Origin of the sequence: Paenibacillus lignilyticus, assembly GCF_017942085.1 — a bacterium.
GTDB lineage: Bacteria > Bacillota > Bacilli > Paenibacillales > Paenibacillaceae > Paenibacillus_Z > Paenibacillus_Z lignilyticus.
This window is the reverse complement of sequence record NZ_JAGKSP010000007.1, coordinates 85,115-111,351: the sequence shown is the minus strand read 5'-3', so window position 1 is coordinate 111,351 and position 26,237 is coordinate 85,115. Positions and strand designations below refer to the sequence as shown.

Below are 26,237 nucleotides of genomic sequence, written 5' to 3'. Positions count from 1 at the left end.
CATGCTCGTGACGCAATTCTTATTATAAAATTTGGCAGATTTCTCTAATATGGAATTTAGTAGCCAAAACGATGAAATCTGTCTTATCATTTGGAGCCCTGTTATCCCGTTCAATAGAAAAGGACCGCTACACCTAGGTAGACGGTCCTAATGAACGATCAAACGGAGCTAAGAAACGAATTGAATCCCTTTGCTGAGCTCTACGACCATCTTCGCTTCATTCGCGCCGCGAAGCGGTTCGCCCCGATAGGTCAGGTTGCTGATTGTAACCTGCTCGATCCTATGTCCGGCGTCATAGCCGCGAATAATGGAAACCGGCAGCAAGCCGCCAACAATCGCGATATCCTCAAAACGAATGTCTCGAACATGGCCGCGCTCGGCATCCTTGGAATATTGCGAGAACTGCACTTTAATATCGATAAGTTTCTCGCGTGAATCCTCCACTCGGATGTTCTTGTACAGCACATTGTGCACATCGGCACGATCGCCGTTATGAATCGTAAACGTACCGCCGGATTCATAACCTTCGAACTCGCAGCGAATGATGTCGCAGTCGCTGAATTCGACTTCGGAGATGGAAGCGCAGCGCGTCTCATACCCGATCTCAAGCGCATTGCCCCATTCTGCATTCCAGAACACCGAACGGGTCACGCGTACATTTCTCACCTCATGCAGACCTGCCGGATGGAAATAATCGACGGCTTTGATCGCGATGCAATCGTCCTTGGAACGAACGAATACATTATCCACCGTCACATCCTCGCAGCCCACGATATCAATGCCGTCACCGGTTCCCGCATAGGTCAAAATGTTAATGTTGGTGATAGCTACATGCGTGCTGCCTGCCGGCACCACATGCCAGGTCGGCCCATCGATAACCGAAATCCCCTCAATCGTCACTTGCTTGCAGCCCGCGAGCAGCATCATCAGATGCCGTTTGCCGCCCTCTTCGGCCTCTCTCCATAACGAACCGTCCAAGATTCCTCTGCCCCGAATCGCAATGTTCGATGCGTTCTCAGCCTTGATCCGCCCATGAACGACGGCCCCTTCTTCAATGTAGACCGTCTCTCCGTCCGACAATACGATTTCTCCGGCCTGGTGGACTTCTCCGCCTCTAAAATAACGCACCGATGGGTCCGCCGGGTCCGGACGTGCCTGGGCTTCCAGCGGATTGATCCAAATAAACAGCGGCTCGCGGATGTTATCATTAAATTCTACTGACAGTTTTATTGGCGCCTCTGCCTCGAAACGAAGCACGCCCCCATCCGGAATCGGCTGAATGGCATGGCGGAGCGGTCGAACGACAACTTGCTCAGCCGCTTGGCTGTCTTCGATTTCGACTGTGACCCTGCCTTCTGCGGACAGCATCGCATACCCTGCGCCTTGACTGCCGTAAACGAATACCGGCTGCCCATTGATACGTACTTTATAACGCTCGGAAGCTGCAATTTGCGCGGCCGGAGCCTGATAATGAATCGTCGATTGCTGCATGGTTACACTCTCCTAAATGAGATGATCATTCTTCCATTGTAGCGAACGTCCATCGTGAAGCGTGTGCGAAACCTGTCTGCACCCCGTACGAAACTTATTCTTTGCGTACGTGTTTGGGCAGCCTGCCGGTCTGTTGTTTATAAAATTTGCTAAAATACTTCTCGTCCTGAAAGCCCGTTTTCTCGGCGATTTGATAAACGGGCTCATTCGTCGTGGCCAGCAGCTCCGTAGCTTTCTCCACGCGCAGATCGTTCAGCACGTCTTGGAATTGTTTGCCGACATACTGCTTGAAGCAGCGGCTGAGGTAGCTTCGATTCAAGTTAATGCGCCTAGCCACCTCCGTCTGATTCATGCTGCTTTGCAAATCGCTTGAAATCATCTGCATCGCCCGCAGAATGCCGATGCACACATCCTCGGAGAGCTCATGATGGCGCAGCCGCAAACGAACGAGCGCCAGCCAGTCGGTCCACTGCTCCCAGAACAGCAGCTCTTCGCAAGCTGCGGCCCAGTCCATCGACTCCGAGATCGATTCGAAATGACGCCACAGCATGACCGTATTCTTCAGATGCTCAATCCAAATCGCAACCGCCGGCCTTCGCTCCCGCACCTTGTCCATCAAGTCTTGAAAAGCTCCGTCATGGTACACCCAATAAAAGGAACGCCACTGCTGCTTCAGCACTTGCATAGCGGCATCGTCAGTGGCGACAGGCTTCGTTTCCAGCTCAATCCAGTCGATTTCATAGCCGGACTTCTGCGCCTGGAAATCAAAGAACAGCTTCTCATCCCGATACCGCGTCAGCAGCTGCACGATGGCCTTCTCGGGTAAATTCCGCACACCGCGGATGATGACCGGAATCCACTGCTTCCAGTCCATTGCGGTATACAGCAAGGCGATATTCGTATATTTCTGCAGCAGCTCTTCCCGCCTTACATAAATCCCCTTCTTCTGTATCGTAATCGCCCGGCTCCTGCCGCTCGGCATCATGAGCTCGAAGGGCAGCTCCCAGTCCGCCTCTCCCGTAACCGGCGTTAAGAACAACGCCCAAGGCTCTTCCCCCTCCTGTTGCTGTTCTTGCAGCTCCAGTTTACGTTTCTCCTCCACCCGAATTCTTTCGATGATTCGCTCGATGGATTTGTTTAAGGTGTCGTCCTCCAGCTCTGTTTTGACCACATAGTCGATGGCCCCAAGCCGCACGGCCTCTTGAATATGATGAAAATCCTGATGACAGGTTAAGACGGCAATCCACGTGCCCAGATAATGCGCACGAACTTGTTTAATCAGCTCGAAGCCATTCATTACCGGCATCGTCAAATCCGTGAGCACCAAATCCACATGGCATTGCTTCATGAGTTCTAAGGCAATCTCGCCGTTAGCCGCTTCGCCGATGATCTCAATGCCAAGCTCTTGCCAAGGAATAATATGCATGAACCCTTTGCGCACAAAATATTCGTCGTCCACGATGATCGCCTTCAGCATACGATCTCTCCTCAAAGTTAATGCGTGGCTGTGCCTGATCTCCGAATCCTATGCCCGTTTCAGACTTCATATTATAAGGGCGCCTGATGGTCTGGCTGTCAAGTTCCCCCTAAATATATATGGATCTAGTAAAGTGTTCAATAAAGGGAGGGGCGAAACCTGTTAGGTGAGAGTGGGAAGATTGTTACTTTTCCAGCCAAATAAAAACAAGCCGCCCCGCTATGGGACGGCTTGCGACTTGCTTTATGCCATAAATCGTTAACTACCTCAATTGAAGCAGCACATCGAATGGATAACGGCCGGCATTCCGGCCATAAAGGGCAAGACCGCCTTGCTCGGCTTCAAGCGTCAGCTTGAAGCTGCGGCTGCGATCCAGCTTCGCTGCAATTCGGCTTGGCACGGTTACGCTGCATAGGTAGCCGAAGGAGCCCGCCTCATCCAGCTTGTTGTACACCTCTTGATACTGCCAAGACAGAACCCCTCTGCTATCTGCAGGGTTATCCGGAAGCAGGAACGATCCGATACGCTCTCCATCGATGAGAACATGGATGCGGGATTCATGTCGCTCTTCATCCGTCATGTAGTACGTGTTGCTGTTGCGCTCCACGTTTGCGTCAGCTCCGTGCATGAAACTAATCGTATGCGCGCGATCCGTCGCCCCTTCGATGTTGCGGGCAAGCAATCGTTTCGCGCTTGCTTCGAAGCGGATATCCACATGGTGGATCACGTTTTGCTCGGCTTGGCTTGGAAGGTTAATGTCGTAAACGAACTGGCCTTCGCCGCCGCCGTTTGTTTTGTAGCCTTGAATCGCATTCCACTGATAGTTGAAGCTGTGCTCGGCAAACGCCGTTACCGGCACATTGACGAAACGTCCTTCTGCATCGTAAACGCCATCTTCGCTTCCGCTGCGCACATCGAATGTAATGAAGTTGCGTGTAACTGCCTTGCCGGAGGCATCTTTCAAGGTAACCGCCAACACGGCAACCGCATCCTGATTCGGCATGGTAATGGTAATTGGCGCATCGATCGCCGTTACGCCGAAGCCATCCCAGTCAAGCGCGATTGCGCCTTGGTCCGCGACCGTGCGTATACCGAGGTTATCGAACCACAGCTCGTAACTCAGCTGCAGCTGCTGTCCGTGATGCTGATCCGAATAGCTGGAGCGCAGCAGCGGAACCGCTACCTGCGCGTTGGCCTGAACCGTCTGGCATGGCGGCGCGTCGATGACGATAAAGTCTGCCGCATGCAGATCGGCAAGCGACATGCCCGGTACAAACTCCTCGTAGCCGAAATATTTGTCCGTGCCATCCAGGCGGTAGTAGCCGTTAAACTCATTGGTCACATCGCGGAATTCCGTAAACACGAATCCGCACATCTTGTCGTGGCGGCGGAACTCGTTAAGCATGTACCGATAATGCCAGGCAAGATCGCTGTCCCCAGCGCCGCTTGTGAAGCCCCACACGTTACCGCATTCACTGTTGATGAGCGGAGCATCCCCCTGCAAGTTGCCGCCGATATAGTTGAATTCTGAGCCCGGATAGGTCTTCTCCACGATCTCCGTTACATGCTCACGCACCTGCTCGTAGCCGTTGATATAGAAATGCCAGGAATTCAGGTCCGATTCCACATGGTCATAGTTGCACGGAGAATTGTCCTCGATGATTCTTGTCGGATCGGTCTGCTTCGCCCAGCGGTAGATGTCGCGTACCCACTCCTGCGTTTGCGGCAAATACGAGCTCGGCTGGCCCGGCTCCCCCGTTAACCCCCCCCCCTTGCGGGTTGGTCTTCAGTCCCCAAGTTTCGTTGAACATGACCCAGCAGAAGATCGATGGGTGGTTGTAGTCACGGTCAATAATTTCTCTGGCTTCGCTCTCGTAAGAAGCGCGCGCCGTCTCATCCGGGTTGCCCCAGAAGCATGGCATATCTTCCATAACAAGCATACCGAGCTTATCGGCCCAGTACAGCTTGCGCGGCTCTTCCGGTTTGATGTGGATACGGACCATATTTAGGCCAAGGCGTTTCAGCAAGTAAATTTCATTATGCATCTCTTCGTCGGTAGGATACGTAAAATAACCCGTTTTGTGGAAGGACTGATCCAAAGTTCCGTTCAAGTAAACCGGCTTGCCGTTCAGTGTAATCCAGCGATAGGAGCGATCACCGAACAAGGCTGTGCAAATTTCCCGAATGCCGAAGTACGTGGAAACGGTATCGGTATGGGAGCCGCTGCTGAGAGTAAGCTCACCTTCATAGAGATACGGAGACTCCGGGCTCCACAGCTGCGGATCGCTTACAGTGAAGGAAGTCGTGATTGCATTGCTGCCGGCTGCGAGCTGAACCATTGCCGTATGCTGTACCGCCTGATCCGCGAAGCTGAACCGCAGCGTCGCTTCTCCCGCTTCATGCGCAGTAATTGCGGCATTCACTTCAATGGTGCCGTCAATCTTGGTGTTGAACTTGGCCGATTGGATAAACGCTTGAGGCCGTGCCTCCAGCCATACCGGCTGCCAGATCCCCCGAATTTCGCCATATCCCTGTTTACCGCGTGCTTGCGAGCTGCGGTCAAAGTCTTCTGCGCGTACGACGATCGTGTTCGCGGCGTCGTTTCTCCACAGCGTGCTAACCTCGAACTCGAAGCTGCCGTATCCACCGGCATGCGAACCGGCATGAATGCCGTTAACCCAAACATCGCAGCGATAATCGACGGCGCCAAAACGCACAAATACGAGCGAGCCGCTCTCTGCCGGCGCCCAGGCTACCGTCTTCTTATACCAGCCTGTTCCGGCATCATTACGGCCGATGCCCGACAATGGGCTGGACCACGAGAACGGTACCGTAATTTCGGAATCGAATTGATCCGTAGGCTGCAAGGATGCGTAATCGCTTACATTCTCTTCAGTATCCAGGCGGAAATCCCATACGCCGTTCAGATTCAGCCATTCTTGGCGCTGCCAATCCGGACGCGGGTACTCGGGACGCGGCATTTCTGTTAATGCGGATTTCAAAGCTTGAGCAGCCATTAGGGGAGCACAACCTTTCAGATGGTGGATTTGGAATTGCCATCATTTTAGCATCGGTATATGAATTAAGCAATATATATTATGTTTTTACAATACACCAATTATAGAGTACACTGATGGTAATGAAAGAACTGAACGATGAAGGGTTGAAACTGCACATGAGCGAACTCAAACAAGATACCATTCGTTATCCCTCCACCCGCCTGATCGATGTGGCCAAAGCCTTGTCCGGTGACGTGCGCGTCCGCATTCTGGAGGCGCTGGGCGAGAAATCGATGAGCGTCAGCCAGCTCGCCGAAGCGCTCGGCGTCGCGCAGCCGACCATTTCCGTGAACGTGCAAATTCTGGAGAACGTCGAGCTGATTACATCCACACTAGGTGCGAGCAGGGAGAAAATATGCTCCGTCACCTGCCGCTCCATTCAGCTTGACCTGCCCGTAAAGCTTGGTGAAGGACTGCTTCGCACGGAAGAGCTGCGTATGCCAATCGGCATGTACGCTCACTGCTCCGTGCAGCCCACATGCGGCATCGTCACTCGCGATTGCGTGCAGCTCGGCTCCGTCGATGACCCTCGCGCCTTCTATTTGCCGGAACGAGTCGAGGCTTCCCTGCTCTGGTTCGCCGGTGCCGGTTACGTGGAGTATTATTTTGCCAATCCCATGCCGCCTGGCGTTGCGATCGATGAGCTGTGGTTCAGCGCGGAGCTGTGCTCCGAAGCAGCGGGCTTCCACATGGACTGGGCCTCCGATATTTCCCTGCTCATTAACGATCAGCTTGTCGGCACATGGACAAGCCCCGGCGATCTCGGCGACCGCAAAGGCAAGCTGACACCGGACAAATGGAAGAGCGGCACCGAATACGGCAAGCTGACCGAGTGGCGCGTTTCCGCGTCCGGCAGCCAAGTGAACGGCGAAGCGTCGTCGACAGCAACGACGCTTGCGTCACTCGGCCTGCAGTACAACAAGCCGATCCGCGTCAGGCTGGAAGTGTCCGAAGACGCGGTCAACTGCCGTGGCCTTAACCTCTTCGGCACCGACTTCGGCGACCATCGGCAGGATCTGCTGCTCTCGTTTATCCGCTACGCGGAGTAGACGACGTTCAAGGTGAAACGGCTGTCGCCGTCCATTTTGGCGGCGCAGCATCGTATAAGGTACCGACTTCGGCGACCACCGGCAGGATCTGCTGCAAGTGTAAGAAAGGACTGACTCAAACGTGCGCAGCCGCGACTTTTGGGACAGTCCTTTTTTGTCGTAGCTTAACGCCGGCAGTTGTCCTGCTTGGCGCCTCTCCGGCTAAGATTCGGTAGTTCACGCTGTGAAATTCCAGGCACATGCCGCCGGATTTTCACTCTAACAAATCACAGAAGCCTTATTTCAGCATTTTGGCTCGTCTTGAAATTCTAACGAATCCTACAGGCCTTATTTCATGTTTTGAGGCCACTTTTCAAGCCTTTATGGCAGAATAACGTTCCTACGATTCGTTAGAATTGATAAAGGGCGATTTTCATCAAAATAAGACCCGTACGATTCGTTAGCGCGCAGCAGCTGCAGCACCTAGAGGTCTACATGGACGCAAAAGTAGCTAATACCGTGCAAGAAGCACCCCTGAGGATCTACATAGGCGCAAAAGTAGCTAATTTCGTGTAAGAAGCACATCTGGGGATCTACATGGACGCAAAAGTAGCTAATACCGTCCAAGAAGCACCCCTGAGGATCTACATGGGCGCAAAAGTAGCTAATACAGTGCAAGAAGCACACCTGCAGGTCTACATGAATGCCAAAGTAGCTAATCTCGTGTAAGAAGCACACCTGCAGGTCTACATGGACGCAAAAGTAGCTAATTCGTGCAAGAAGCACACCTGCAGGTCTACATGAATGCCAAAGTAGCTAATCTCGTGCAAGAAGCACACCTGCAGGTCTACATGAATGCCAAAGTAGCTAATCTCGTGTAAGAAGCACACCTGCAGGTCTACATGGACGCAAAAGTAGCTAATACCGCGCAAGAAGCACATCTGAGGATCTACATGGACGCAAAAGTAGCTAATTTCGTGCAAGAAGCAAACCTAGAGGTCTACATGAATGCCAAAGTAGCCAATCTCGTGTAAGAAGCACACCTGAGGATCTACATGGGCGCAAAAGTAGCTAATACCGTGCAAGAAGCACCCCTGAGGATCTACATGGGCGCTAAGGCAGCACATTTCGTCCAGCCCCCGCCAAGAGAGCAACTTTCGGTGTACTACATTGGTGGGGGAGCGACGAATGAAGTAGGTAAGGCACAGTTAGTTGAAGAGCCGCCTTTCATGAGAGGTTCCCGTTGCCATTCATGAGCGGGTTTTGCAAAAGAGAGGTACGCGTGCGCTTAAGTTACCCCGCCTAGCAATTTCACTCTCCACTTGCCTCTCCCGCAGGATCACAAGACAAATTTCCAGAGCAACCACGACACAAACGCCGCCAGCCACGAGACAAACCCGAAGATCATGACAATTTTGTTCTCGCTCCAGCCATACTTCAAGCTAAAATGATAATGAATCGGGGCCATGCGGAAGATGCGCAGCTTCGTCTTCTTGTAGTACCACACCTGCAGAATCACGGACAGCTGCTCGGCCAGATAGATGATGAACAGAATCGGAATCAGAATCTCTACCTTTTCGATGACGGCCAAGAACGTGAGCGATCCGCCGATGGCCAGGGAGCCGGTGTCGCCCATGAACGCTTTTGCCGGGTAAATATTGTAGATGAACAATCCCAGCAGACAGCCTATCATGACCAGTGAAAACGTCTGCACTTCGATTCTCTCCGATATAACGAAGAAGAAGAAAAAGGTCGGAATCGCCACGTTGATTAACAGCCCGTCCAACCCATCGGTAAAGTTAATGGCGTTAGCCGAGCCTACAATGAACAACAGCATGATGACCAGATACAGCCAAGGAGGTAAGTGGAGCGAGAAGTCCCCAAATACCGCAATGTCCGTGCTTAATTCGAATTGCCGAAGCAAAACAAGCAGCAGGATGCAGGCAAAGGTGAACTGAAGGACCAGCTTCATTTTGCCGGAGATGCCTTGCGGATCTTGAAAGGCCGCCTTTCGAAAATCATCCATGAACCCCACAAGGCCGAATAAAACAAACGTGGTGCCTATGAACAACACCATCGGCTGGGGATGAACGCAGACCGAAACCATAATGCCGATTAGCAGAATTAACCCCGACATTAGCGGCGTGCCGCGCTTGGCTTGATGATCGGGCGGCAATTCCGCACGTATCGGCTGTGTAAGCTTAAGGGTGCGCAAGCCCCAGATGAGCAGTGGGGTCAGCAGCGTGACGAGGAGAAACGATATCCCGGACGCACTTAGTATAGATGTATCCATTAGCTCGGTTCTCCTTCAGCCCGGGATTTATGACATTTGATAATGAGCGTCGATGGGAGAAGGCTTGCCTTTGCGCCGGAGTACCATTTTGCCGGATCGACCGTGTCTCCTTCATCCACCTTAGACTCTTCAATGACAGCATCTATGACAAAGCCGGCGCGGATCAATGCGTTAATGAACGTACTTACTTTGCGATTGTGCATGACAATGGGTGTCCCTCTCCATGCCTCATGCCGCTCGAAGCCCTCCGACACGTAGGAACGTCTGAATTTCAACACGTCCTCGCTGTATTCCACCACGCTATGTACGGGATGCTCCCAACTAAACACAAAGATGCCGCCCGGCTTCAAGCTTCTATGGATGTGACTTAACGTCCGAGGCAAATCCACGGTCCAACCGAGCGCATAGATCGATACCGCTTTGTCAAAATGGTTCTCGGGCAGCTCCGCCATCTCTTCCATTGGTGACTCGATGAGAACGACAGGCATGTCCAATTTAGAGACAACCTGCCTTGCCGTTTCAATCTGCGCGCCGGATAAATCAACGCCCCAGAGTTCGCGCGCCCCACGCTTGGCCAGATACTCCAGCGTATGCCCGCTTCCACACCCTACTTCAACGATTGCGCAGTTCGTTATCGTCCCCAGCAGGTTCAACTCTTCCTCCGTGGGGGCATAAGAGCCATAAGATAGACGTTCGAGCGAGCCTTCAAAAAACTGATCCGCGACTTTATTCCAGCCTTCTTTATTCATTTGAATGATATCCTTGTGCTGCTGCAGCATGTTCGAATCCCTCCACTTGGTTTGGAAGTCTATCCACCTAAATGCTAGCATTATATGGAAAAATGTTGCAAGAGCTAATTCGCACGAACCGATTACGGCTGTCATAGTATACGCTTATAAGAGTCCTTGACTTGGAAATTTCTGTGCATTATAATCTCGAATAAGCTGAATATTCAAACAAAGGCGAAGAAGAGAAAGAGTATCGCGAAGATGTCTTTTACAGAGAGCCCCGATTCGGTGCAAAGGGGTAAAGAATACACGCGAGAATATGGTCTCTGAGCTGTGTCCCGAACCCTCGCTGGGTGTAGGCTGCACCGGATCCCGCACCCGTTATTGTGCTAGGGTATAACCGCGAACCGCGGCGTACCTGAAGAGGTGAATGCCGCGAGGCATTTATAAAATTGGGTGGTACCACGTGAGCACAGCTCTCGTCCCTTCGGGATGAGGGCTTTTTCTGTTTACTACTGAAGGAGGCGATGTGGATGGCACCTGTATTTATTGGCGGCGCTTGGCCGTATGCGAATGGCTCGTTGCACTTGGGACGATTGGCGAGTTTATTACCCGGAGATGTTCTGGCACGTTATTACCGATCCAAGGGCGAGCCGGTATTGTACGTATCGGGAAGCGATTGCCACGGTACTCCTGTCGCGGTTCAAGCGATTCAAGAAGGCGTCTCGCCAAGCGATATCGCGGACCGGTATCATCAGGAATTTGCGGATTGTTTTGCGCAGCTTGGCTTCACGTATGACCTCTATACGCGGACGGACCAGCCGTTCCATCATCAGGTCGTGCAGGAAATCTTCCTAAAGCTGCTTGAGAATGGCCATTTGTACAAGAAAACCATGCAACAGACCTACTGCGAGACGGATAAACGGTTTCTGCCGGATCGTTACGTGGAAGGAATATGCCCGGTGTGCGGAAGCCGTGCCCGCGGCGATCAATGCGATGCTTGTTCCACCATCCTCGACCCGGCAGATCTATCGGATAAAACTTGCAAACTATGCGGCAATCCCCCTACCGAACGAGCCACGGAGCACTACTATCTCGCCCTCTCCCATTTCCAAGATGAGCTGACTGCTTATGCCGATAAGGCGCATGGCTGGCGAGAGAACGCGGTCCACCTGACTAAGCGTTATTTGGAGGAAGGCCTTCATGATCGAGCGGCAACGAGAGACCTGGACTGGGGCGTGGATGTACCGATAGAGGGCTTTGAGGATAAGAAAATCTATGTCTGGATTGAAGCGGTCAGCGGTTATCTGTCCGCCAGCAAGCAGTGGGCTGCTCAGACCGGCGGGAACTGGGAGGCCTTCTGGAAGGATAGCGAAAGGGACATTACGGCCTATTATGTGCATGGCAAAGACAATATTCCGTTTCATACGTTAATATGGCCTGCCGTTCTTCTGGGTGGCGGCGGGCTGCATGTTCCTGATCGTATTATTTCCTGCGAATACATGACGCTGGAGGGAAAGAAATTCTCGACCAGCCGCAATTGGGCGGTGTGGGTGCCTGACATCATGAGCCGGTATCAGCCGGACTCTATCCGCTATTTCCTCATCGCCAATGGCCCTGAGAGACGGGATACGGATTTTACTTGGCGTGAGTTTATCCACAGCCATAATGGGGAGCTGCTCGGCGCTTTCGGTAATTTCGTGAACCGCACGCTTGCTTTTATCACGAAATCGTTCGAAGGACGTGTGCCCGCAGGCGAGCTTAGCGACGAATGGATGCATCTTCTTACGGAGCTTTATCTCGAGTCGGGGACACTAATCGAAGAAGGCCGATTGAAAGAAGCGCTGGAGCTGATCTTTGCACAGATCCGCCGGGCCAACAAATACTTCGATGAGCAGAAGCCATGGGTACAGGTCAAAGAGGATCGGGATGCAAGCGGCATTACGCTTCATACCTGTGCAGGGATTATTGCGAATTTAGCCAATCTGCTGCAGCCGTTCATCCCCTTCTCCTGTGAGCGTATCCGAATCTTCCTCTCCCTTGGGCAGCCTGCTTGGAAGGTCACTACTGTATCAGCCGGCCAGCAAATTCAGAGTTTGTCGCTGTTATTCGAGCGCATTGATCCCAAGCGTATTGAAGAGGAAGAAGCTAATTTGTTGAATAGCCGAATCCAGCTCTAAAGGACATGCAAAAAGGCAGGCCCGCGCAGGCCTGCCTTTCCTCTACTTACTAATCAAAGTAACGAGCAAATATAAAGCCGTTCCCCACATGACCACCGCGGAAACTTTGTTCAGCGCAATCATAATCCGTCCGGATTTATCCAGGCTGCCCGTGAGTCGTCCGGCCGCGGCCAGACTGGTGAACCAAAGCCACGAAACGACCACGCAAGCCGCCGTGAAGAGCACCTTCCCGGCTCCGCTGTATTGCAGGGAGCCTGTCCCAATGACGCCGATCGTGTCCAAAATCGCATGCGGATTTAGAAGCGATACCGATGCAGCAAAAGCAATCTGTTTCTTCGCTCCGAGAGCCTCCGAGGAAGAGGACTCCCGACTTGCCGGCTTGCTTTTCCAGGTCAGCCATCCCATGTAGAGCAGGAATAAGATTCCCACGACGAACAGGATGGTCTTCAGCCAAACGAACTGCAGAACAAGCACCGATACGCCGAGCACGGCCAGCAAGATCAGCAACGCATCGCAGACCGATGCCGTTATGACGACGGGAAGCGCCTTGCGAAAACGGCTCTGAACCGCACCTTGATTAAACACGAACACATTTTGTACCCCAAGCGGCAAAATCAACCCTAATGCCAGTATAAACCCATGAATCATAGCACCAAGCATATTGCATTCTCTCTCCAATTCCTGTTGTTAATTTACTTCAGCCCGGTGGCTAAATGTTGAATATGCCGGTTCACTTCCACCCAATTGGCAGCACGCAAGACAAACTCACTCGTAACGGCTCGATTATAGGGCTGATCGTACAAAATAATCGGCTTGCGCATGCGGGCAAACTCCTCCGCATAATGAGGCGCATCATCGATTAGCACGTCCACTTTAGCCGCTATGCAGGCTTCAAGTTTATTTTCGTCGAATGAGATATTGGTATAGGTGAACTTATGATGGTTCAGCCAATCGATTGTAACATCGCGGAACAGCATCGGCCTTGCCGTAATAATAGACAGCTCATGCTGAAGCGATAGCTGCCGCAAACTATCGGCTGCGTTCGGATATGGCGCCGAATGCCAATGAATATCATGGCCATGCTTCGCATAAATGATATCTCTTTCTTCCTGATTCCAGCCATAAGAGCGATAGATATAGAAGTCTTGAATATCCGCCGCTGTTAGCGCCTTTCCGGATGCCCTATTATAATAGGTGATATGCGCAGTCGTCGCATCCAGTACGGTATTATCCAAATCGATGGCAATGTGCAAACGGGCTCAACTCCTTCGAGGCAGTGCCTATTCGATCTACTCTTGCATGCGTGTAAGTATGTTTACTCATTATCGTTTTCCTACCGTTCAAATACAAGGGGTGTCAACCAACTATGAAAGCAAATGAAGCTTATAACGACGTCATTGAAACCGAGGAGGAGCTGCGCGCACTGATCGGGTTCCCCAGTGAAATCGTAAATCGGAAGGCGATTGCCCATCTGGACGAGCATTGCACCGATTTCCTAAACCGCTCACCATTGGTGGTCATCTCGACTGCCGACAGCTCCGGCTTGTGCGATGTTTCGCCGCGCGGGGATCAACCCGGATTCGTGCTGATCCAGAACGAGCGGCGCCTGGTCATGCCGGAGAGACCGGGGAATAAAAGAAGCGACTCGCTGCGGAATATTTTATCCAATCCACAGATCGGTCTGCTCTTTATGATTCCGGGTCTGGGAGAAACGCTTCGTATAAATGGACGTGCTTCCATCATAAAAGATGACGAGCTGATGGAACAGATGGCGCATAACGGCCGCAAACCGCTGCTTGGCATTGCTGTCGAAGTAGAGGAATGTTTCATCCATTGCGCCAAAGCTTTCATACGCTCGGGACTTTGGAATCCCGAATCATGGGCGGAGAAGGAATCGCTCCCCTCACCCTCGCAAATTATCGCGGATCACGCGAAGCTCCCCGGCTCGGATGCGGAGGCGATTGCACGCCGGCTGGCGGAAGGTTATTCGCAGCGGCTGTATTAACAGGAAACGGTGTTACGATCTTGTATCCTGTTGTGGATAACTTAAATTGTGGATATGTTTATACATCCCCAATACTTATACACTTATTGCTGTTGAAGGCTGTTGACATTGGGGATAAAAATGTGAATAACTGTTGGGACAACGTTGTGGAAGAGGTGCTTGTCTGTGGATGCAGGTATAACGGAGTTGCTTGCCTACTATTGGGATGATTCGGACTATACCATTGAATCGGTTCCGTTTGGCATGACGAATTTAACGAAAATCATTCGGATTCGCGAGGAAACCTACGTAGCCAGAATCTACGATCCGCAGACTAAAGATGTGCAGCGGCTCCAATTCGAAATCGAATTAACATCGTTTTTACATCAACAGTCCCTCACTTTTGCAGTCCCTGACTTCATTCCGACCAAAGCTGGGAATTACTATGTCAAGTTATCCAATCCCCATCGTCTTGGCGCGATTGTCCGATACATTCAGGGGGAAACACCTAATCTCGCGCGGGCCGAGCATGTAGAGGAAATGGGCCGAACTTCCGGTCGGCTAAGTGCTGCGCTTCGTTTATTCAAGCCGACTACAGCACTCCCGAAACTGATGTTTCATCATCTCGATACCCTTCACCCGCTCAGTAATGCCGAGATACTAAAGAGATTCCTAGCAGATCCGCCTTTCGCTATGAATGTCGAAGGAGCGCCACTCATTCTTTCATTACTTGAGGAACTGGAAACGTACAAAGATGAGCTGAATGCACTCCCCCAGCATATTGTGCACCATGATCTGTTAATCTTTAATCTGCTGATCGATCCCGATGATCGTATGAGCGGCGTGCTCGACTTTGACTTTGCTTCCACAGACCTGCGCGTCATGGAGCTCGCCATATGTTTAAACCATCAGCTTCAATATGATGATAGCTCCTTGCAAGCGGTACAAACCTTCACGGAACACTACACACGTCATACTACGATCACTTCAGCGGAGATTGCCTATCTCCCCCTTCTAATGAGAGTCTATTATGCTGCCCTTCTGACTCTATATGTTGGACAGCATGAAGCCGGCAAGGACGTTAAAGTTCCGTTTCACTTTCTGCAGGAGCAGCTTATTCTTCGCTCCATGTGGCTGAAGGATCATGAAATAGAATTTATTAAGATACTTAACAGCTACTGCACAACTGAACTTACCTTCACTGAAAATGATACATACCAACTATAAACCGGGAGGCCGCCATCATGTCTGAATCAACGAACATCCCTATCACTGCCTTGCCTTTGCTAGGGCAAGCCCTATCCCCCTTCGGGGCTGAACTGGTAATTGCCGAATGGACGGCCGAGGGTTGTCCGCCGGATATGGAGCCGATGCGCATTGCGCCGCTGCATATTCATCATGAGGATGACGAAGCGTGGTATGTGCTTGAAGGCAAGCTCGCGGTCCGGATCGGCGACTCCGTCGTGGAGGCTGCCGGCGGCAGTGCCGTCATGGCCCCGCGCGGCGTGAAGCATACATTCTGGAATCCGGCGCCTGAGCCTGCGCGCTATCTGATTATCATGAACAAGCGCATTCAATCGTTAATTGATGCGATTCACGCGATGGAGCAGCGAGATTCCGAATCGATGCGAGCCTTGTTCATGCAATACAAAGCTGAACTGCTCGAATAGCACGCACAAAAAAACCGCCAGACTCCCCTTCGGAGCTTGGCGGCTTTTCAATGCTTATGAACCGAGTCGTCCGATCGCAATAAAAACGGCAATCGCCAGAATAACCACGTTCATCACAATCGCTTGATTCTCTCCTCTTCTGGCATGTACCCCAATGGCCAACGCCATAATGACCGCGATTCCGATCGCAGCAACGCCGGCCAGCCATGGCAGAATGTCGGTTGCAGGAGGTACGATAAACCCGATGGCCGCGAGCAGCTCGGATAAGCCAATAAGAAGAACGAATCCCCTGGAAGAATCTTTTGCCCAAGGCATGCTTGCTTTCACCTTCTCGTATTGGAACGTCTTCATCATCCCCCCCATCAAGAACATAAGCGCCAGTAGAATCTGAGCAACCCATAATGCGATATTCATTTGCTGTACTCTCCCCTTGTTTGTTGTATGGGCTTATCATACGACAAAGGGTACTTCACAAGAAGTAGGCACATTAAAGTGTCCTTGTTTCCAAAATGAAACCATAGATAAACACAAGAAAAATCCGAGCAGAAAGTTCCCCTCCCTACTCGGATCGCCATTAATGATTTACAACATGCCATAAGATTTTAACGTCTTTAATCGTTCCACCGTAACGAAACCGCGCCATTCGGCTTCAGCGCCCGGACCTACAGGCTCCCAGCTGATGCCCCAGCCCCCATCCTCTCGCTGCTGCTCGATCAAGGCTTGAAGATGACAATTCAGCTCGGCCTCTGAAATCACTTTGCCGGCATAACTGCTGCGCTGCGGTGCCCAATCCAGCACCTTCTGCACGTAACCCTCCGCTTCCGGATCCCGCTCGATGATGCCGGGCTGCTGCAGCCACTCCTCAATCCAAGCTAGATAGGGGGCTGCTTTCTCTTGCTCCGGTGTATGCTGCAGAAACGTTATCCACTGGATGCCATCGTGAAAACCATGCGGTTTCTCCTGCTCGAACGCGCGCCATATATAAGCGGTGTTTCGCTGAAACCATTCTTCCTTCCAAATGTCCGTCCGTACTTGCTGTTTGCATAACATGCCGATTAGTTGGCCGGTTGGATTAATCGAAGCGACATCATCCCGTTCTGCCGCCCACCAAGGCATATGCGGATAGGCCATCGCGCTGCGAAATACGAACGGAACGCCGCCATCCGGTAACGTAATGCTCCGCACATAGCGGATAATTCCGTCAAGCAGCCCCGGATCCCCGTATCCTATCTCATCCAGTATCATGAATGCCATTTCAGTCGGCACTGGCTGGCTCTCCGGACAGCGAATGTCCGCCTCGAGCGCATGTCCGAAACCGCCGTCTTCATTCCGGTAAGCACGAAGCGCGCTGAAGACAGCTTCTTTTGTCCCACCCTCGAAGAGATACTCAAACCGTCTCCGATCGATCAATCTGCCGTTTTTGTATAGAAATGACTTTGCCCGCTCGAGAATTTCGTTCTTCCCCATCCTGAACAACCTCCTCTAAAATAGGTATCCCTACTCATCTGTTTTCCCTTGGCTGTATCGGTCATATACTTCCCTCGCCATCCGAAGCAGCTCCTCCCGCAAATGCCGGGGCTCCTTCACTTCAGCATCCATGCCAAGCCCATAGAAAAACTTGAGCGCCCACTGCCATTCCGAAGCCGGGCACATGAAATCCAGCTCCCAGCTCTCATCCGAGACTTGTTTCACGCTGTCACCAATATGGAAGTCTTGCTCGGCCAATAGCGCTCCCCGGTAGGTTAACTCCGCAATGATGCGGGTGGAACCCTCATCTCCGTCGACCGCACGCTCGGCTTCCCGAGTCAATCGCACCGCTTCTTCGCCCGGCACCTCCATGAGCTCGATCGCTTCGAAGCGATCCACTCGAAATGTCCGCTGCTCGCCATGATTAATCGAATACGCCTCGCAGTACCAATACCCATGCGCAGCATACATTTTGCGGGGCCACAGCTCTAACCAGCGGGTTTGCTTCTCCGAACGGTACAGCACGCGAAGCCAGTTCGAATCTGCAGTGTAAGCCAACAAGTTGGACAAGAACGGGGATTTGACGCTGCGCTGCGGCACCTCGACCTCGACATAATCAAGCATGGACTCGATATGCGCCAAAGTCTGCTCCGGCATAATGGCCTTTAGCTTATCCATCACCGTCCATCTTGCCTGCCGAAACGGCGTATCGGCCATCCTCGTCAAACTGCGAAGTGCGAAGAGGACGGATAAAGCTTCGCCGGAATCCAGCTGCAGCGGCGGCAGCCGGAAGCTCTCCATTAACCGAAAGCCTCCCGATGGACCCGATACCGCATACAAGGGAATCCCCATCTCGGCGAGCGACTGCATGTCCCGCAGAATCGTCCGTTTCGTCACTTCGAATTTGTCCGCCAATCGTTTGGCCGTTGCCGGCTCTTGCTGCAGCGCGATGAGGATCGCCATCAGTCGGTCCATCCGCTTCACTGTCATCCCTCATTTCAACCTCATTATATCACCCTATTGGTGACATGAAGTCTGTCACCAAGCCGGCAGCCCTTACAAAAAAGATTGCAATATTGCAAACATATGTTCGGTATTGTATGATGAACCTATGGGCCATACTGATATGGCCATCCCAATAACAAAGGAGCGATTATAAGATGATCACCATGTTGGTCCCTTATCTGGTTATGAACGGCAACGCGGCGGAAGCCATTGCATTTTACCAAGAAGCTTTACATGCGGAAGTAGTCGTCATGCAGACCTTTGGCGAGATGCCGCAGAACCCGGAGATGCCGCTTCCGGAAGAAGCGAAGAGCCTGATCGGTCATGCAACCATTAAGGTCGGCCAGACAGACCTTATGTTCTCCGATGCCTTCCCGGGTACGCCTCATCAGCTAGGCAACCAAGTTACAATTTGCCTGTGCACGGACGATGTAGACACATCCAAGCAAGCGTTCGCCGCACTCGAACAAGGCGGCCAAGTCAGCGTGCCGCTAATTGAAACGCATTTCAGCCCGGGCTATGCGGTTATCACGGATAAATTCGGCGTTACATGGCAGCTTTACACGAATATGCACCAATAGCATGCACCTAGTTATGACCAAGAGACACGGCCTCGCACATCCTGCGGGCCGTGTCTTTTTTGCTTACACAGCGCGGGAAGTTATGTCTCTTTTTGTCGTATTTATTTCGTTTATATGCATTTTGCTTCTGATATAATGGAATCAACTAGTCCAAATGTCGTAAGTCAAAAGAAAAATGTCAAATCTATTCCTTGAGACATGGTAAAATGAAGCTATATGGCCTTATAATACTAACTTAGGAGGGAAAAGCGGTACTATGAACTATTTATACTTCATCTTGGGATCATCGGTAGAATACTTTTCGGTTTTCGTTTTAATGTTCACCTTATTCCGCTTTCCCGTGACAGAACGGCTAAATATCACTTTGATTGTCTCGCTCATGATGAGTCAGGTTTCGTACTTCACACGGCTTATTCCTGAAATCGGAGATATCTCTTCCTATATACAGCTCGGGATGTTAGTTATTGTCTTATGGGTCTTGTTCCGGGTTCCAATCTATTATTCTCTCATTATGAACGCCGCAGCATTCATAGTCGGATTCGCCATACAGGGGCTGACGCTTCTCGGACTTTCCCTATCCGGCACTCCGCTGGAGCTTGTAGCCGGCACCCCTATTCTAGCCGCATCGGTGCAGCTGCTGTCGGCGGCAATCGTGTTCGCGATCAGCAGAACCATCTATATCAAGCATTGGGGTTATGATTATGTACCGGCCTCTCATCGCGCGAACGTCACGATTACGGGAACCAACGCGATACTGCTCGTCGTTGTCGTATCCAGTCTCGTCATCGCTGCCGGCGCCGGACTCATCCTGCGAGGAAACTATAAAGATTATGCGATTGTCGCAAGTGTCATTTTTCTACTAACGATCCCCCTATTTCTGCATTACTCCATAAGAAAAGACAAAGAAGACGCTAAATAGGTCTCGTTATTACTCTGATAAGGAGGTGATAGCGATGCAAAAAAGAGCCTACCAAATGTTGGCGGCAGCCATTATCGGCGTTTCATCCTTGTTTGTACTGACAGGATCTTATTTCCTGCTCCACAACCCGCGCATTCCAAATGAATTAAGAAAAAAGGGCGTGTAATATGAAGATTCCAGTCGTAAAAAGATACAATAAAAAAGAGTTCGATATCGTTTTTATTGATCTTGAGGACGTTCTTCTTATGCGCAGCTACCGCGGCGAGGTATACTATCAAACAAGAGAAGGTCTTTACAGTCAAATTTCTACGTTTGAAGAGCATGAGCGCTTCTTAGTAGGCGAAGGTTTTAAGAAAGTCGATCGTTGTTACGTCGTTCAAATGGACCAAGTCGAATTTTTCGATGAAATCCAGCAGCGGTTATACTTTGTAAAGAAACCCGTTAATAGTGACTCACCAAGCGCACCTGTTTCCGGCGCACATCTGAAGGAAGTAGAGCGACTCTGCAGCGCTGCAGAATCACCTGCGATTCGGAATGATCTGACCGGCGGATTATCGACAACATAGATTGAACCATAAAGAAGCCTTCTTCCCTTACCGGGAAGAAGGCTTCTTTGATGAATCCGTTTCGTTTAGGAGGCCACCTGAATCGCGGCAGCTCTGGCACGGCGAATACGCAGCGCCATCAGCGCGGCCAGTAAGCAGAGGAAGCCGGACATGACGAAAGGCACCGTGTAGCTGCCGAGCCAAACGCGCAGCAGCCCCGCTTCGTAGGCCGCAAGCGAAGCGCCGGCTTGATGCGCCACGACAACCCAGCCGAAGATCATGCCGGCCTTCTCTTTGCCGAAGGTATCGGAGGCCAGCTTCGCGGTCGGCGGAACCGTCGCGATCCAGTCGAGGCCGTAGAAGACGGCGAAGACGGTGAGCTGCATATAGCCCATGCCAAGCGCATAGGGCAAGAAGATGAGCGAAAGTCCGCGCAGGCCATAATACCAGAACAGGAGCCAGCGACTGTCGAAACGATCGGACAGCCAGCCCGACAGCGTGGTGCCGACAAGATCGAACAGCCCCATCAACGACAGCAGCCCTGCCGCGGTTACAAGCGGGATGCCGTAATCGCCGCAAGCCGGTATCAGATGCGTCCCGATGAGTCCGTTTGTGGAGAAACCGCAGAAGAAGAACGTGCCGGCGAGCAGCCAGAATGTTCCGCTGCGTGCGGCGCTCAGCAAGGTCTGAATCGGAGTGAAGAACAAATTACCGGTAAACGGTACAGGCTTCACCACTTCCGTTGTACCCAGCGCGGATGCCCCTACATCATAAGGATGGTTTCGCATCCAGATCCCGACAATCGGCGTCAGTACAGCCAACACACCTACAACCGTATATACAGCGGTCCGCCAACCGATATCCTCCGTCAGCTTAGCCAGCAGCGGCAGGAAGAGCAGCTGGCCGGTAGCCGCACTCGCGGTGAGCATGCCGATTACGAGTCCTTTATGCGTGACAAACCAACGGCCGGCAATCGTAACGCCGAGCACATTGGCTAAAGATCCGGTTCCGATCCCGACCATAATGCCCCACAGGAGCGTCATCTGCCAAATCGACGTCATGATCGGGGTAAGCGACAAGCTGACGATGAGCAGCAGCATCGAGATCACCATGATTTTGCGTACCCCATATCTCGCCATAAACGCTGCGGCGAACGGCCCCATTAACCCGTATAGCAGGATGCGAATGGAGATCGCGCCGGATACCGCGCTCCGATCCCAGCCGAATTCCTTCTCAAGCGGCAGCATGAGAACGCTGGGCACGGAATTGATTGCCGCCGAAACGAGCAGCGTCAGAAACACAATGCCGACCACTACCCAGCCATAATACAACCTGGATGACTTCATTCCCCGCATCTCCTTACTTCAGCTTATAGGCAACAAGCGCCATCTCCAGACAGCGCCGTTTATCGGCTTCCAGGAAGTCTTCTCCCAGCAGCGAGCTGAGCTTTTCTAATCGATTATAGAGCGTCTGCCGGTGGATGTGAAGCTTCGCCGCCGTCTCTTGCTTCGAGCCCATGCAAGCCAAATAAACATCCAACGTCTCTATAAGCTGCAGATGATGCTCCTTATCATAGGCGATAAGCGCTCCTAAATGGTCTTCCACATAGGAAGCGAGGAAGGATAACTTCGGAACGGCCTTCAGCAGCTGGTACACACCCAGTCGGTCATAGAAAATGCAGCCCTCTTGCGTCGCTACATTTCGCGCAACGTCAATCACCTGCTGCGCTTCTTCGAAGCTTCTGGAGGATTCCACGATTTGCGTGCGCAGCTTGCCGAAGCCGGCATGGAGCTTTAATGATTTCGTCGGCTCGTGGGCAGAGGCTCGTAATTCCTCCGCAAGCCGCATGAGCGTCGTTTGGAAGTTGTCATGCGATTCTTTATGCAGCGCGTCTTTGGCGCAGAGCATATAGATGCGATTGTTCTGGATCATAACCAGATTGTACAGCCCATGCTTCTTCAGCAGCTGCCGAACCAAGATGAGCATATCCTGCTTATCGGCCTCAATGGTAATCGGTTCGATGTCAGCCGTATGCTGAATTTCAATAATGCCGCCGGCGAACAAATACTCGCCTTTGTTCAGCTGACGAAGCCCCATTCGGGATTGTGCCTGGTCCTCGTTCTCAATGCGGTTGTTCATAAGATCCAGGATGAATTCGTTATGGTCGCGAGACATCTTCTCTTCCAGAAACTCGGTGCGCAGCGTAATCGCGGCAACGGCCTTCGTGGTGTAATCAAGCAGCAGCGTCAGCGATTCGGTAATCTCGGCGCGATTGTGCAAAAGTACGCCAACGTAGGAGAACGTCTGGCCGAAGCAAATAACAGGCTCCACAACGAGCAGTTGCTGTGCATTCATAGACAGAATGGAGACGTCCTTCGCAGAGAGCGCCTTCGTATCCATTTGCCGCTGCAGGAAGCTCGAAATCGGACCCGATGCTTTCGTCGTCAATGCAGGGAAGAAAATGCTGTGGTCGAGCGACGAGAAATACAGCACCTGCCTGGCCGATTGTTCGTGGAAGGCTTTCAAAATTTGCGCGATCCCGGTACTCTCGAGCGTCAATCGCTGCAGCTTTCGCGAATAAACTTCCAGCTCCTTCAGAAATTGATGCTGCCTGTTGATGATCAGGGCATGAATATCCTGCGTAATCTCAACAAACCGCACCGGCTGCTCGAACACAATGAGCGGAAAATGATGCAGGTCCGCCAGCTCCACAATTTCCTTCGGAATGTTATCGACGGTGGTCCCCATCTCGATGCATAGTCCTGCCGCCTGCTGGTCGATCAGCTGCTTCATATAGGCAAACCGTTCCTGCTCGTTCTGCTTCAGCCACAGGCCCGTCGTCAGAATCAAATCATTCGGACTCACATACGGAGCCACATTCGTGATTTCAAGCACATGCACCCAGCCGACCGGATGATGGATCCCTTCTCGCCCCGCAACGAGCCTCGCGGCTCGAAATATCGGCCGCTCAAGCAGCTGTTTTATCCCAAACGTCATCGTGTCCATTTTATCACCCTTATATTAGACATTTTGTCTATAACCAGTAGGCTCAATATACATAAACGTCTATCCATTTGTCAATTCGCTTTATGTTATGTATGATGTTTATGCTTCCGATCCATTTTATAATGCAAGTAAGAACAGCAAAGAACAGACTTTCAGAGGTTCGCATTCATAAATGGGGAGAGATCGACTATGATCATTGGCGTGCCGAAGGAAATTAAAAATAATGAATGCCGCGTAGGCGTAACACCATCCGGTGTAAAAGAATTTGTACAGGACGGACATACCGTTTACGTGGAAACCAATGCCGGCTTTGAGAGCGGATTTAGCGATGCAGAATACCAACAATCGGGCGCCGTTATCCTAACGAATGCCGAAGATGTTTGGCAGCAAGCAGATATGGTTATAAAAGTGAAGGAGCCGCTGCCAAGCGAATACTCTTATTTCCGAGAGGATCTTATTCTCTTCACTTACCTGCATCTCTCCGCAGAGCCAAGCTTAGCTGAGGCGCTTGTTCAATCGAAGGTGACCGCGATCGCTTATGAAACGGTCAAAGAAGGCGGAACTCTTCCGCTCTTGACGCCAATGAGCGAAGTGGCCGGCCGGATGGCCGCACAGATTGGCAGCCAGCTGCTTGAGCGCTCCAAAGGTGGACGCGGCATTCTGCTCTCCGGCATTCCCGGCGTAGCCAGAGGCAAAGTCACCGTAATTGGGGGCGGCGTTGTAGGTACGAATGCCGCGAAGATTGCCATCGGCTTAGGTGCGGAAGTGACGATTCTCGATCTGAATGCGAACCGTCTGCGGCAGCTCGATGACCTATTCGGCAATCAAGTCCAAACGCTCGTATCGAGCCGTTATAACATTGCACGCAGCGTTGCCGAAGCAGATTTGCTGATCTGCGCCGTTCTGATTCCGGGAGCGAAAGCCCCTGTTCTCGTCTCCGAAGAGATGGTGAAAACGATGAAGCAAGGCGCGGTAATCGTCGATGTGGCCATTGACCAAGGCGGAAGCGTGGAGACGATTGACCATATTACTACGCATGACAATCCGACGTATGTGAAGCACGGCGTCATTCATTATGCCGTAGCGAACATGCCCGGTGCCGTTCCGCAGACATCCACCATTGGTTTGACTAACGCAACCATACCGTATGCGCTGCAAATTGCCCGCAAAGGCGCTTATCAAGCCATTCAAGACAGCCCTGCGCTGCAAAGCGGCACGAATATCATTAATGGCAAAGTCACCTACAAAGCCGTAGCCGATGATCTTGGTTATGCATACACGCCTCTGGCACAAGTGCTGGGGCTGCATACCGTTCACATATAAATTGAAAACCTGAACCTGGTTCAGACCCTCTTCATATTTTTTAAACCCCACGCCAAGCCCCCTTGAGATCATCTCAAGGGGGCTTGGTGGTTCTTATGCGCAGGTAATTAACGGTATTGCGACAGCATGATTTGCACCCTCTGCATCCATGCCTGACTGACCGTATGATACGAGCCGTCTTTGATATTGTTCGTTGCCGGATCCCAGCTGTAATGGTAGCCATGATTGGTTGTATCCCGCAGCTTGGCATTCAAGGTGTCGATATTTTGCTGCGCGGTATTCAGCCAGCTGACGTTGCCGTCCGCTTGGTACAGCTTAATAAAAGACTGCGAAGCCCAGCCGCTGTAGCAGGGGTTAAAGACGGGATCGGCCGTATTGATGATGAAGGCGCCTGTACTGTTTTGCGTGTTCCATAATTGATTCTTCATATTCGCAGCGATATTCTGCGCACTCGTCAAATACGCATGATTCCCTGTGATGGCTTTGTAGAGCAGGTTGACCTCCATCATAATGGCATTGTCGTATGTGAATTTTATCGGCGTGACACTATTATTCGCGAGCTCGTATTGCCAATTATACAAGCCGGCAGAGGTATCAAACATGTAGGCATCGAGCCACTGCTTGATCGAATCGGCCCATGATTTGTAATAGGTTTGCCCCGTAATCCTATAGAGACGGAGAAACAGCTGACAAGCAAGCCCGTTGACCTCCGAGCCCTTGATCTGCATGTAAGGGGTCGTCTTATTCGTCGTCCACCAGAAGCCGCCGCCTCCGGTCGAATCCCAGAGCCCGCTGTACATCAGCCAATTCGCTACGGCTTTAGCCGAATTCAAATAATTCTGCTGCGTGACGCCGGTCGTCACCTCGTAAGCATCCAGATAAGCCGCGCCTGCAAGTGAAGCGTCATCGACATATTTATCCCCGCCTGCCCCCGTGCCGTCAAGATTGCTCAGCGCGAAGTAGCCGCCAATCGGGCTTGTCAGGTCCCACATATTGCCCATGAAGCTGTAGGTATTGTTCATGTAGGAGAGGTACCGGGAATCCCCCTGTTCCAGCATCGCGGCATCCGCATAGATTTGACTCGCGTTGTACCACTGCGTCGTGGCATTGTCCCCGATTTCAGTGCGGTAGCTATTGGAGGACGTCAACAAATTGCCTGCCGTAAAATTATGCGTTTCCTGTGCAAGCGTCCAATACGCGGAGCCGGAACCGGCCGTAACAGCTCCGGTCGGAGCCATCATGAACACGAGTGCCATAATCAACTGTACAATCACGATCTTCGAGCACGCTTTCGGCAATAGAGCAGAAAATTTCTTCATCCTATAACCTCCTATGATGTGGGTGATTGGACATGCTGTGCAGCTGCCCTGTTTCCTAGTATGGCGATGTAATAGTTGCCAGTAAATAGAAATTTTTCTGCGGATCAAGTTTCTTTCATTACAAAAAGGTACCCCTGCTTACCGTAACGTAAGCTTGGATAC

General features: G+C 51.7%; 25 protein-coding genes and 1 other annotated feature. Of the genes, 11 read left to right on the top strand and 14 right to left on the bottom strand.

All coding sequences use genetic code 11. The features are described from left to right. Window positions 1–168: 168 nt before the first annotated feature. The 4 genes from I8J30_RS18205 to I8J30_RS33160 form a co-directional block, all read right to left on the bottom strand. A complete protein-coding gene (locus tag I8J30_RS18205; protein ID WP_210660396.1) occupies window positions 169–1,491 on the bottom strand; it encodes a glycosyl hydrolase family 28 protein in 1,323 nt (440 codons plus the stop codon). Window positions 1,492–1,585: 94 nt separating this feature from the next. Next, entirely contained in the window at window positions 1,586–2,968 is a 1,383-nt protein-coding gene (locus tag I8J30_RS18200; RefSeq protein WP_210660394.1) for a response regulator transcription factor, read from the bottom strand. Between the two features lie 262 nt (window positions 2,969–3,230). Continuing rightward, window positions 3,231–4,697, bottom strand: coding sequence for a hypothetical protein (locus tag I8J30_RS33165; RefSeq protein ID WP_240548173.1), 1,467 nt, complete (start codon window positions 4,695–4,697; stop codon window positions 3,231–3,233). Continuing rightward, a complete protein-coding gene (locus tag I8J30_RS33160) occupies window positions 4,600–5,985 on the bottom strand; it encodes a glycoside hydrolase family 2 protein (RefSeq protein WP_240548172.1) in 1,386 nt (461 codons plus the stop codon). The genes I8J30_RS33165 and I8J30_RS33160 overlap by 98 nt, the downstream gene beginning before the upstream one ends. A 116-nt stretch (window positions 5,986–6,101) precedes the next feature. On the opposite strand from I8J30_RS33160, the gene I8J30_RS18190 reads away from it, so the two are divergent. Both I8J30_RS18190 and I8J30_RS33745 read left to right on the top strand, forming a co-directional pair. Further along, window positions 6,102–7,076: an ArsR/SmtB family transcription factor gene (locus I8J30_RS18190; protein ID WP_240548171.1), complete on the top strand. Its 975-nt coding sequence runs from the start codon at window positions 6,102–6,104 to the stop codon at window positions 7,074–7,076. A gap of 881 nt (window positions 7,077–7,957) precedes the next feature. After that, window positions 7,958–8,089, top strand: coding sequence for a hypothetical protein (locus I8J30_RS33745; protein WP_276316147.1), 132 nt, complete (start codon window positions 7,958–7,960; stop codon window positions 8,087–8,089). 305 nt (window positions 8,090–8,394) lie between these two features. Here I8J30_RS33745 and mraY read toward each other — a convergent pair whose 3' ends face one another. Both mraY and I8J30_RS18180 read right to left on the bottom strand, forming a co-directional pair. Next, the gene (gene mraY / locus I8J30_RS18185; protein ID WP_210660393.1) at window positions 8,395–9,348 is read right to left on the bottom strand and encodes a phospho-N-acetylmuramoyl-pentapeptide-transferase; all 954 of its coding nucleotides are present in this window, start codon (window positions 9,346–9,348) and stop codon (window positions 8,395–8,397) included. Further along, window positions 9,348–10,127: a class I SAM-dependent methyltransferase gene (locus I8J30_RS18180; RefSeq protein WP_210660391.1), complete on the bottom strand. Its 780-nt coding sequence runs from the start codon at window positions 10,125–10,127 to the stop codon at window positions 9,348–9,350. The genes mraY and I8J30_RS18180 overlap by 1 nt, the downstream gene beginning before the upstream one ends. Window positions 10,128–10,304: 177 nt before the next feature. Beyond that, window positions 10,305–10,566 (top strand) — a binding site (T-box leader). A gap of 43 nt (window positions 10,567–10,609) precedes the next feature. Here I8J30_RS18180 and metG point away from each other — a divergent pair. Continuing rightward, the gene (gene metG / locus I8J30_RS18175; RefSeq protein WP_210660390.1) at window positions 10,610–12,256 is read left to right on the top strand and encodes a methionine--tRNA ligase; all 1,647 of its coding nucleotides are present in this window, start codon (window positions 10,610–10,612) and stop codon (window positions 12,254–12,256) included. Window positions 12,257–12,298: 42 nt separating this feature from the next. On the opposite strand, the gene I8J30_RS18170 is transcribed toward metG, so the two are convergent. Both I8J30_RS18170 and I8J30_RS18165 read right to left on the bottom strand, forming a co-directional pair. Then, the gene (locus tag I8J30_RS18170) at window positions 12,299–12,916 is read right to left on the bottom strand and encodes a LysE/ArgO family amino acid transporter (protein WP_210660387.1); all 618 of its coding nucleotides are present in this window, start codon (window positions 12,914–12,916) and stop codon (window positions 12,299–12,301) included. A 32-nt stretch (window positions 12,917–12,948) separates the two neighbouring features. Beyond that, window positions 12,949–13,509: a 5' nucleotidase, NT5C type gene (locus tag I8J30_RS18165; protein WP_210660384.1), complete on the bottom strand. Its 561-nt coding sequence runs from the start codon at window positions 13,507–13,509 to the stop codon at window positions 12,949–12,951. Window positions 13,510–13,622: 113 nt separating this feature from the next. Here I8J30_RS18165 and I8J30_RS18160 point away from each other — a divergent pair, with 113 nt between their 5' ends. The 3 genes from I8J30_RS18160 to I8J30_RS18150 all read left to right on the top strand — a co-directional run bounded on the left by I8J30_RS18160 (window position 13,623) and on the right by I8J30_RS18150 (window position 15,910). Continuing rightward, window positions 13,623–14,261 (top strand): pyridoxamine 5'-phosphate oxidase family protein, encoded by a 639-nt coding sequence (locus I8J30_RS18160; RefSeq protein WP_210660382.1) that lies wholly within the window; start codon window positions 13,623–13,625, stop codon window positions 14,259–14,261. Window positions 14,262–14,426: 165 nt separating this feature from the next. Continuing rightward, window positions 14,427–15,467, top strand: a complete 1,041-nt coding sequence (locus tag I8J30_RS18155; protein WP_210660380.1) for a phosphotransferase enzyme family protein — start codon at window positions 14,427–14,429, stop codon at window positions 15,465–15,467. Window positions 15,468–15,484: 17 nt separating this feature from the next. After that, window positions 15,485–15,910: a cupin domain-containing protein gene (locus I8J30_RS18150; protein WP_240548170.1), complete on the top strand. Its 426-nt coding sequence runs from the start codon at window positions 15,485–15,487 to the stop codon at window positions 15,908–15,910. Between the two features lie 54 nt (window positions 15,911–15,964). Here the strand turns inward: I8J30_RS18150 and I8J30_RS18145 are convergent, their stop codons facing one another. From I8J30_RS18145 to I8J30_RS18135, 3 genes are all read right to left on the bottom strand, one after another. After that, window positions 15,965–16,324: a DoxX family protein gene (locus tag I8J30_RS18145; RefSeq protein WP_210660371.1), complete on the bottom strand. Its 360-nt coding sequence runs from the start codon at window positions 16,322–16,324 to the stop codon at window positions 15,965–15,967. 168 nt (window positions 16,325–16,492) lie between these two features. Continuing rightward, window positions 16,493–17,377, bottom strand: coding sequence for a prenyltransferase/squalene oxidase repeat-containing protein (locus I8J30_RS18140; RefSeq protein WP_210660369.1), 885 nt, complete (start codon window positions 17,375–17,377; stop codon window positions 16,493–16,495). A gap of 30 nt (window positions 17,378–17,407) precedes the next feature. Next, window positions 17,408–18,367, bottom strand: coding sequence for a helix-turn-helix transcriptional regulator (locus tag I8J30_RS18135; protein ID WP_240548169.1), 960 nt, complete (start codon window positions 18,365–18,367; stop codon window positions 17,408–17,410). A 170-nt stretch (window positions 18,368–18,537) separates the two neighbouring features. Here I8J30_RS18135 and I8J30_RS18130 point away from each other — a divergent pair, with 170 nt between their 5' ends. From I8J30_RS18130 to I8J30_RS18120, 4 genes are all read left to right on the top strand, one after another. Beyond that, the gene (locus tag I8J30_RS18130) at window positions 18,538–18,963 is read left to right on the top strand and encodes a VOC family protein (RefSeq protein WP_210660360.1); all 426 of its coding nucleotides are present in this window, start codon (window positions 18,538–18,540) and stop codon (window positions 18,961–18,963) included. Between the two features lie 256 nt (window positions 18,964–19,219). Next, window positions 19,220–19,882 (top strand): hypothetical protein, encoded by a 663-nt coding sequence (locus tag I8J30_RS18125; protein WP_091223268.1) that lies wholly within the window; start codon window positions 19,220–19,222, stop codon window positions 19,880–19,882. A gap of 34 nt (window positions 19,883–19,916) precedes the next feature. Next, the gene (locus tag I8J30_RS33740) at window positions 19,917–20,048 is read left to right on the top strand and encodes a hypothetical protein (protein ID WP_256256516.1); all 132 of its coding nucleotides are present in this window, start codon (window positions 19,917–19,919) and stop codon (window positions 20,046–20,048) included. A gap of 1 nt (window position 20,049) precedes the next feature. After that, window positions 20,050–20,448 (top strand): LytTR family transcriptional regulator DNA-binding domain-containing protein, encoded by a 399-nt coding sequence (locus I8J30_RS18120; protein ID WP_210660358.1) that lies wholly within the window; start codon window positions 20,050–20,052, stop codon window positions 20,446–20,448. A 65-nt stretch (window positions 20,449–20,513) separates the two neighbouring features. Here the strand turns inward: I8J30_RS18120 and I8J30_RS18115 are convergent, their stop codons facing one another. Both I8J30_RS18115 and I8J30_RS18110 read right to left on the bottom strand, forming a co-directional pair. Beyond that, the gene (locus I8J30_RS18115; RefSeq protein WP_338044887.1) at window positions 20,514–21,773 is read right to left on the bottom strand and encodes an MFS transporter; all 1,260 of its coding nucleotides are present in this window, start codon (window positions 21,771–21,773) and stop codon (window positions 20,514–20,516) included. A 13-nt stretch (window positions 21,774–21,786) separates the two neighbouring features. Continuing rightward, window positions 21,787–23,433, bottom strand: coding sequence for a PucR family transcriptional regulator (locus I8J30_RS18110; protein ID WP_210660335.1), 1,647 nt, complete (start codon window positions 23,431–23,433; stop codon window positions 21,787–21,789). Between the two features lie 189 nt (window positions 23,434–23,622). On the opposite strand from I8J30_RS18110, the gene ald reads away from it, so the two are divergent. Continuing rightward, window positions 23,623–24,756 carry an alanine dehydrogenase gene (gene ald / locus I8J30_RS18105; protein ID WP_210660334.1) on the top strand — a complete coding sequence of 378 codons (1,134 nt, stop codon included), beginning with the start codon at window positions 23,623–23,625 and terminating at the stop codon, window positions 24,754–24,756. 107 nt (window positions 24,757–24,863) lie between these two features. Here the strand turns inward: ald and I8J30_RS18100 are convergent, their stop codons facing one another. Continuing rightward, window positions 24,864–26,075 (bottom strand): glycoside hydrolase family 76 protein, encoded by a 1,212-nt coding sequence (locus I8J30_RS18100; RefSeq protein ID WP_210660332.1) that lies wholly within the window; start codon window positions 26,073–26,075, stop codon window positions 24,864–24,866. Window positions 26,076–26,237 lie beyond the last annotated feature (162 nt).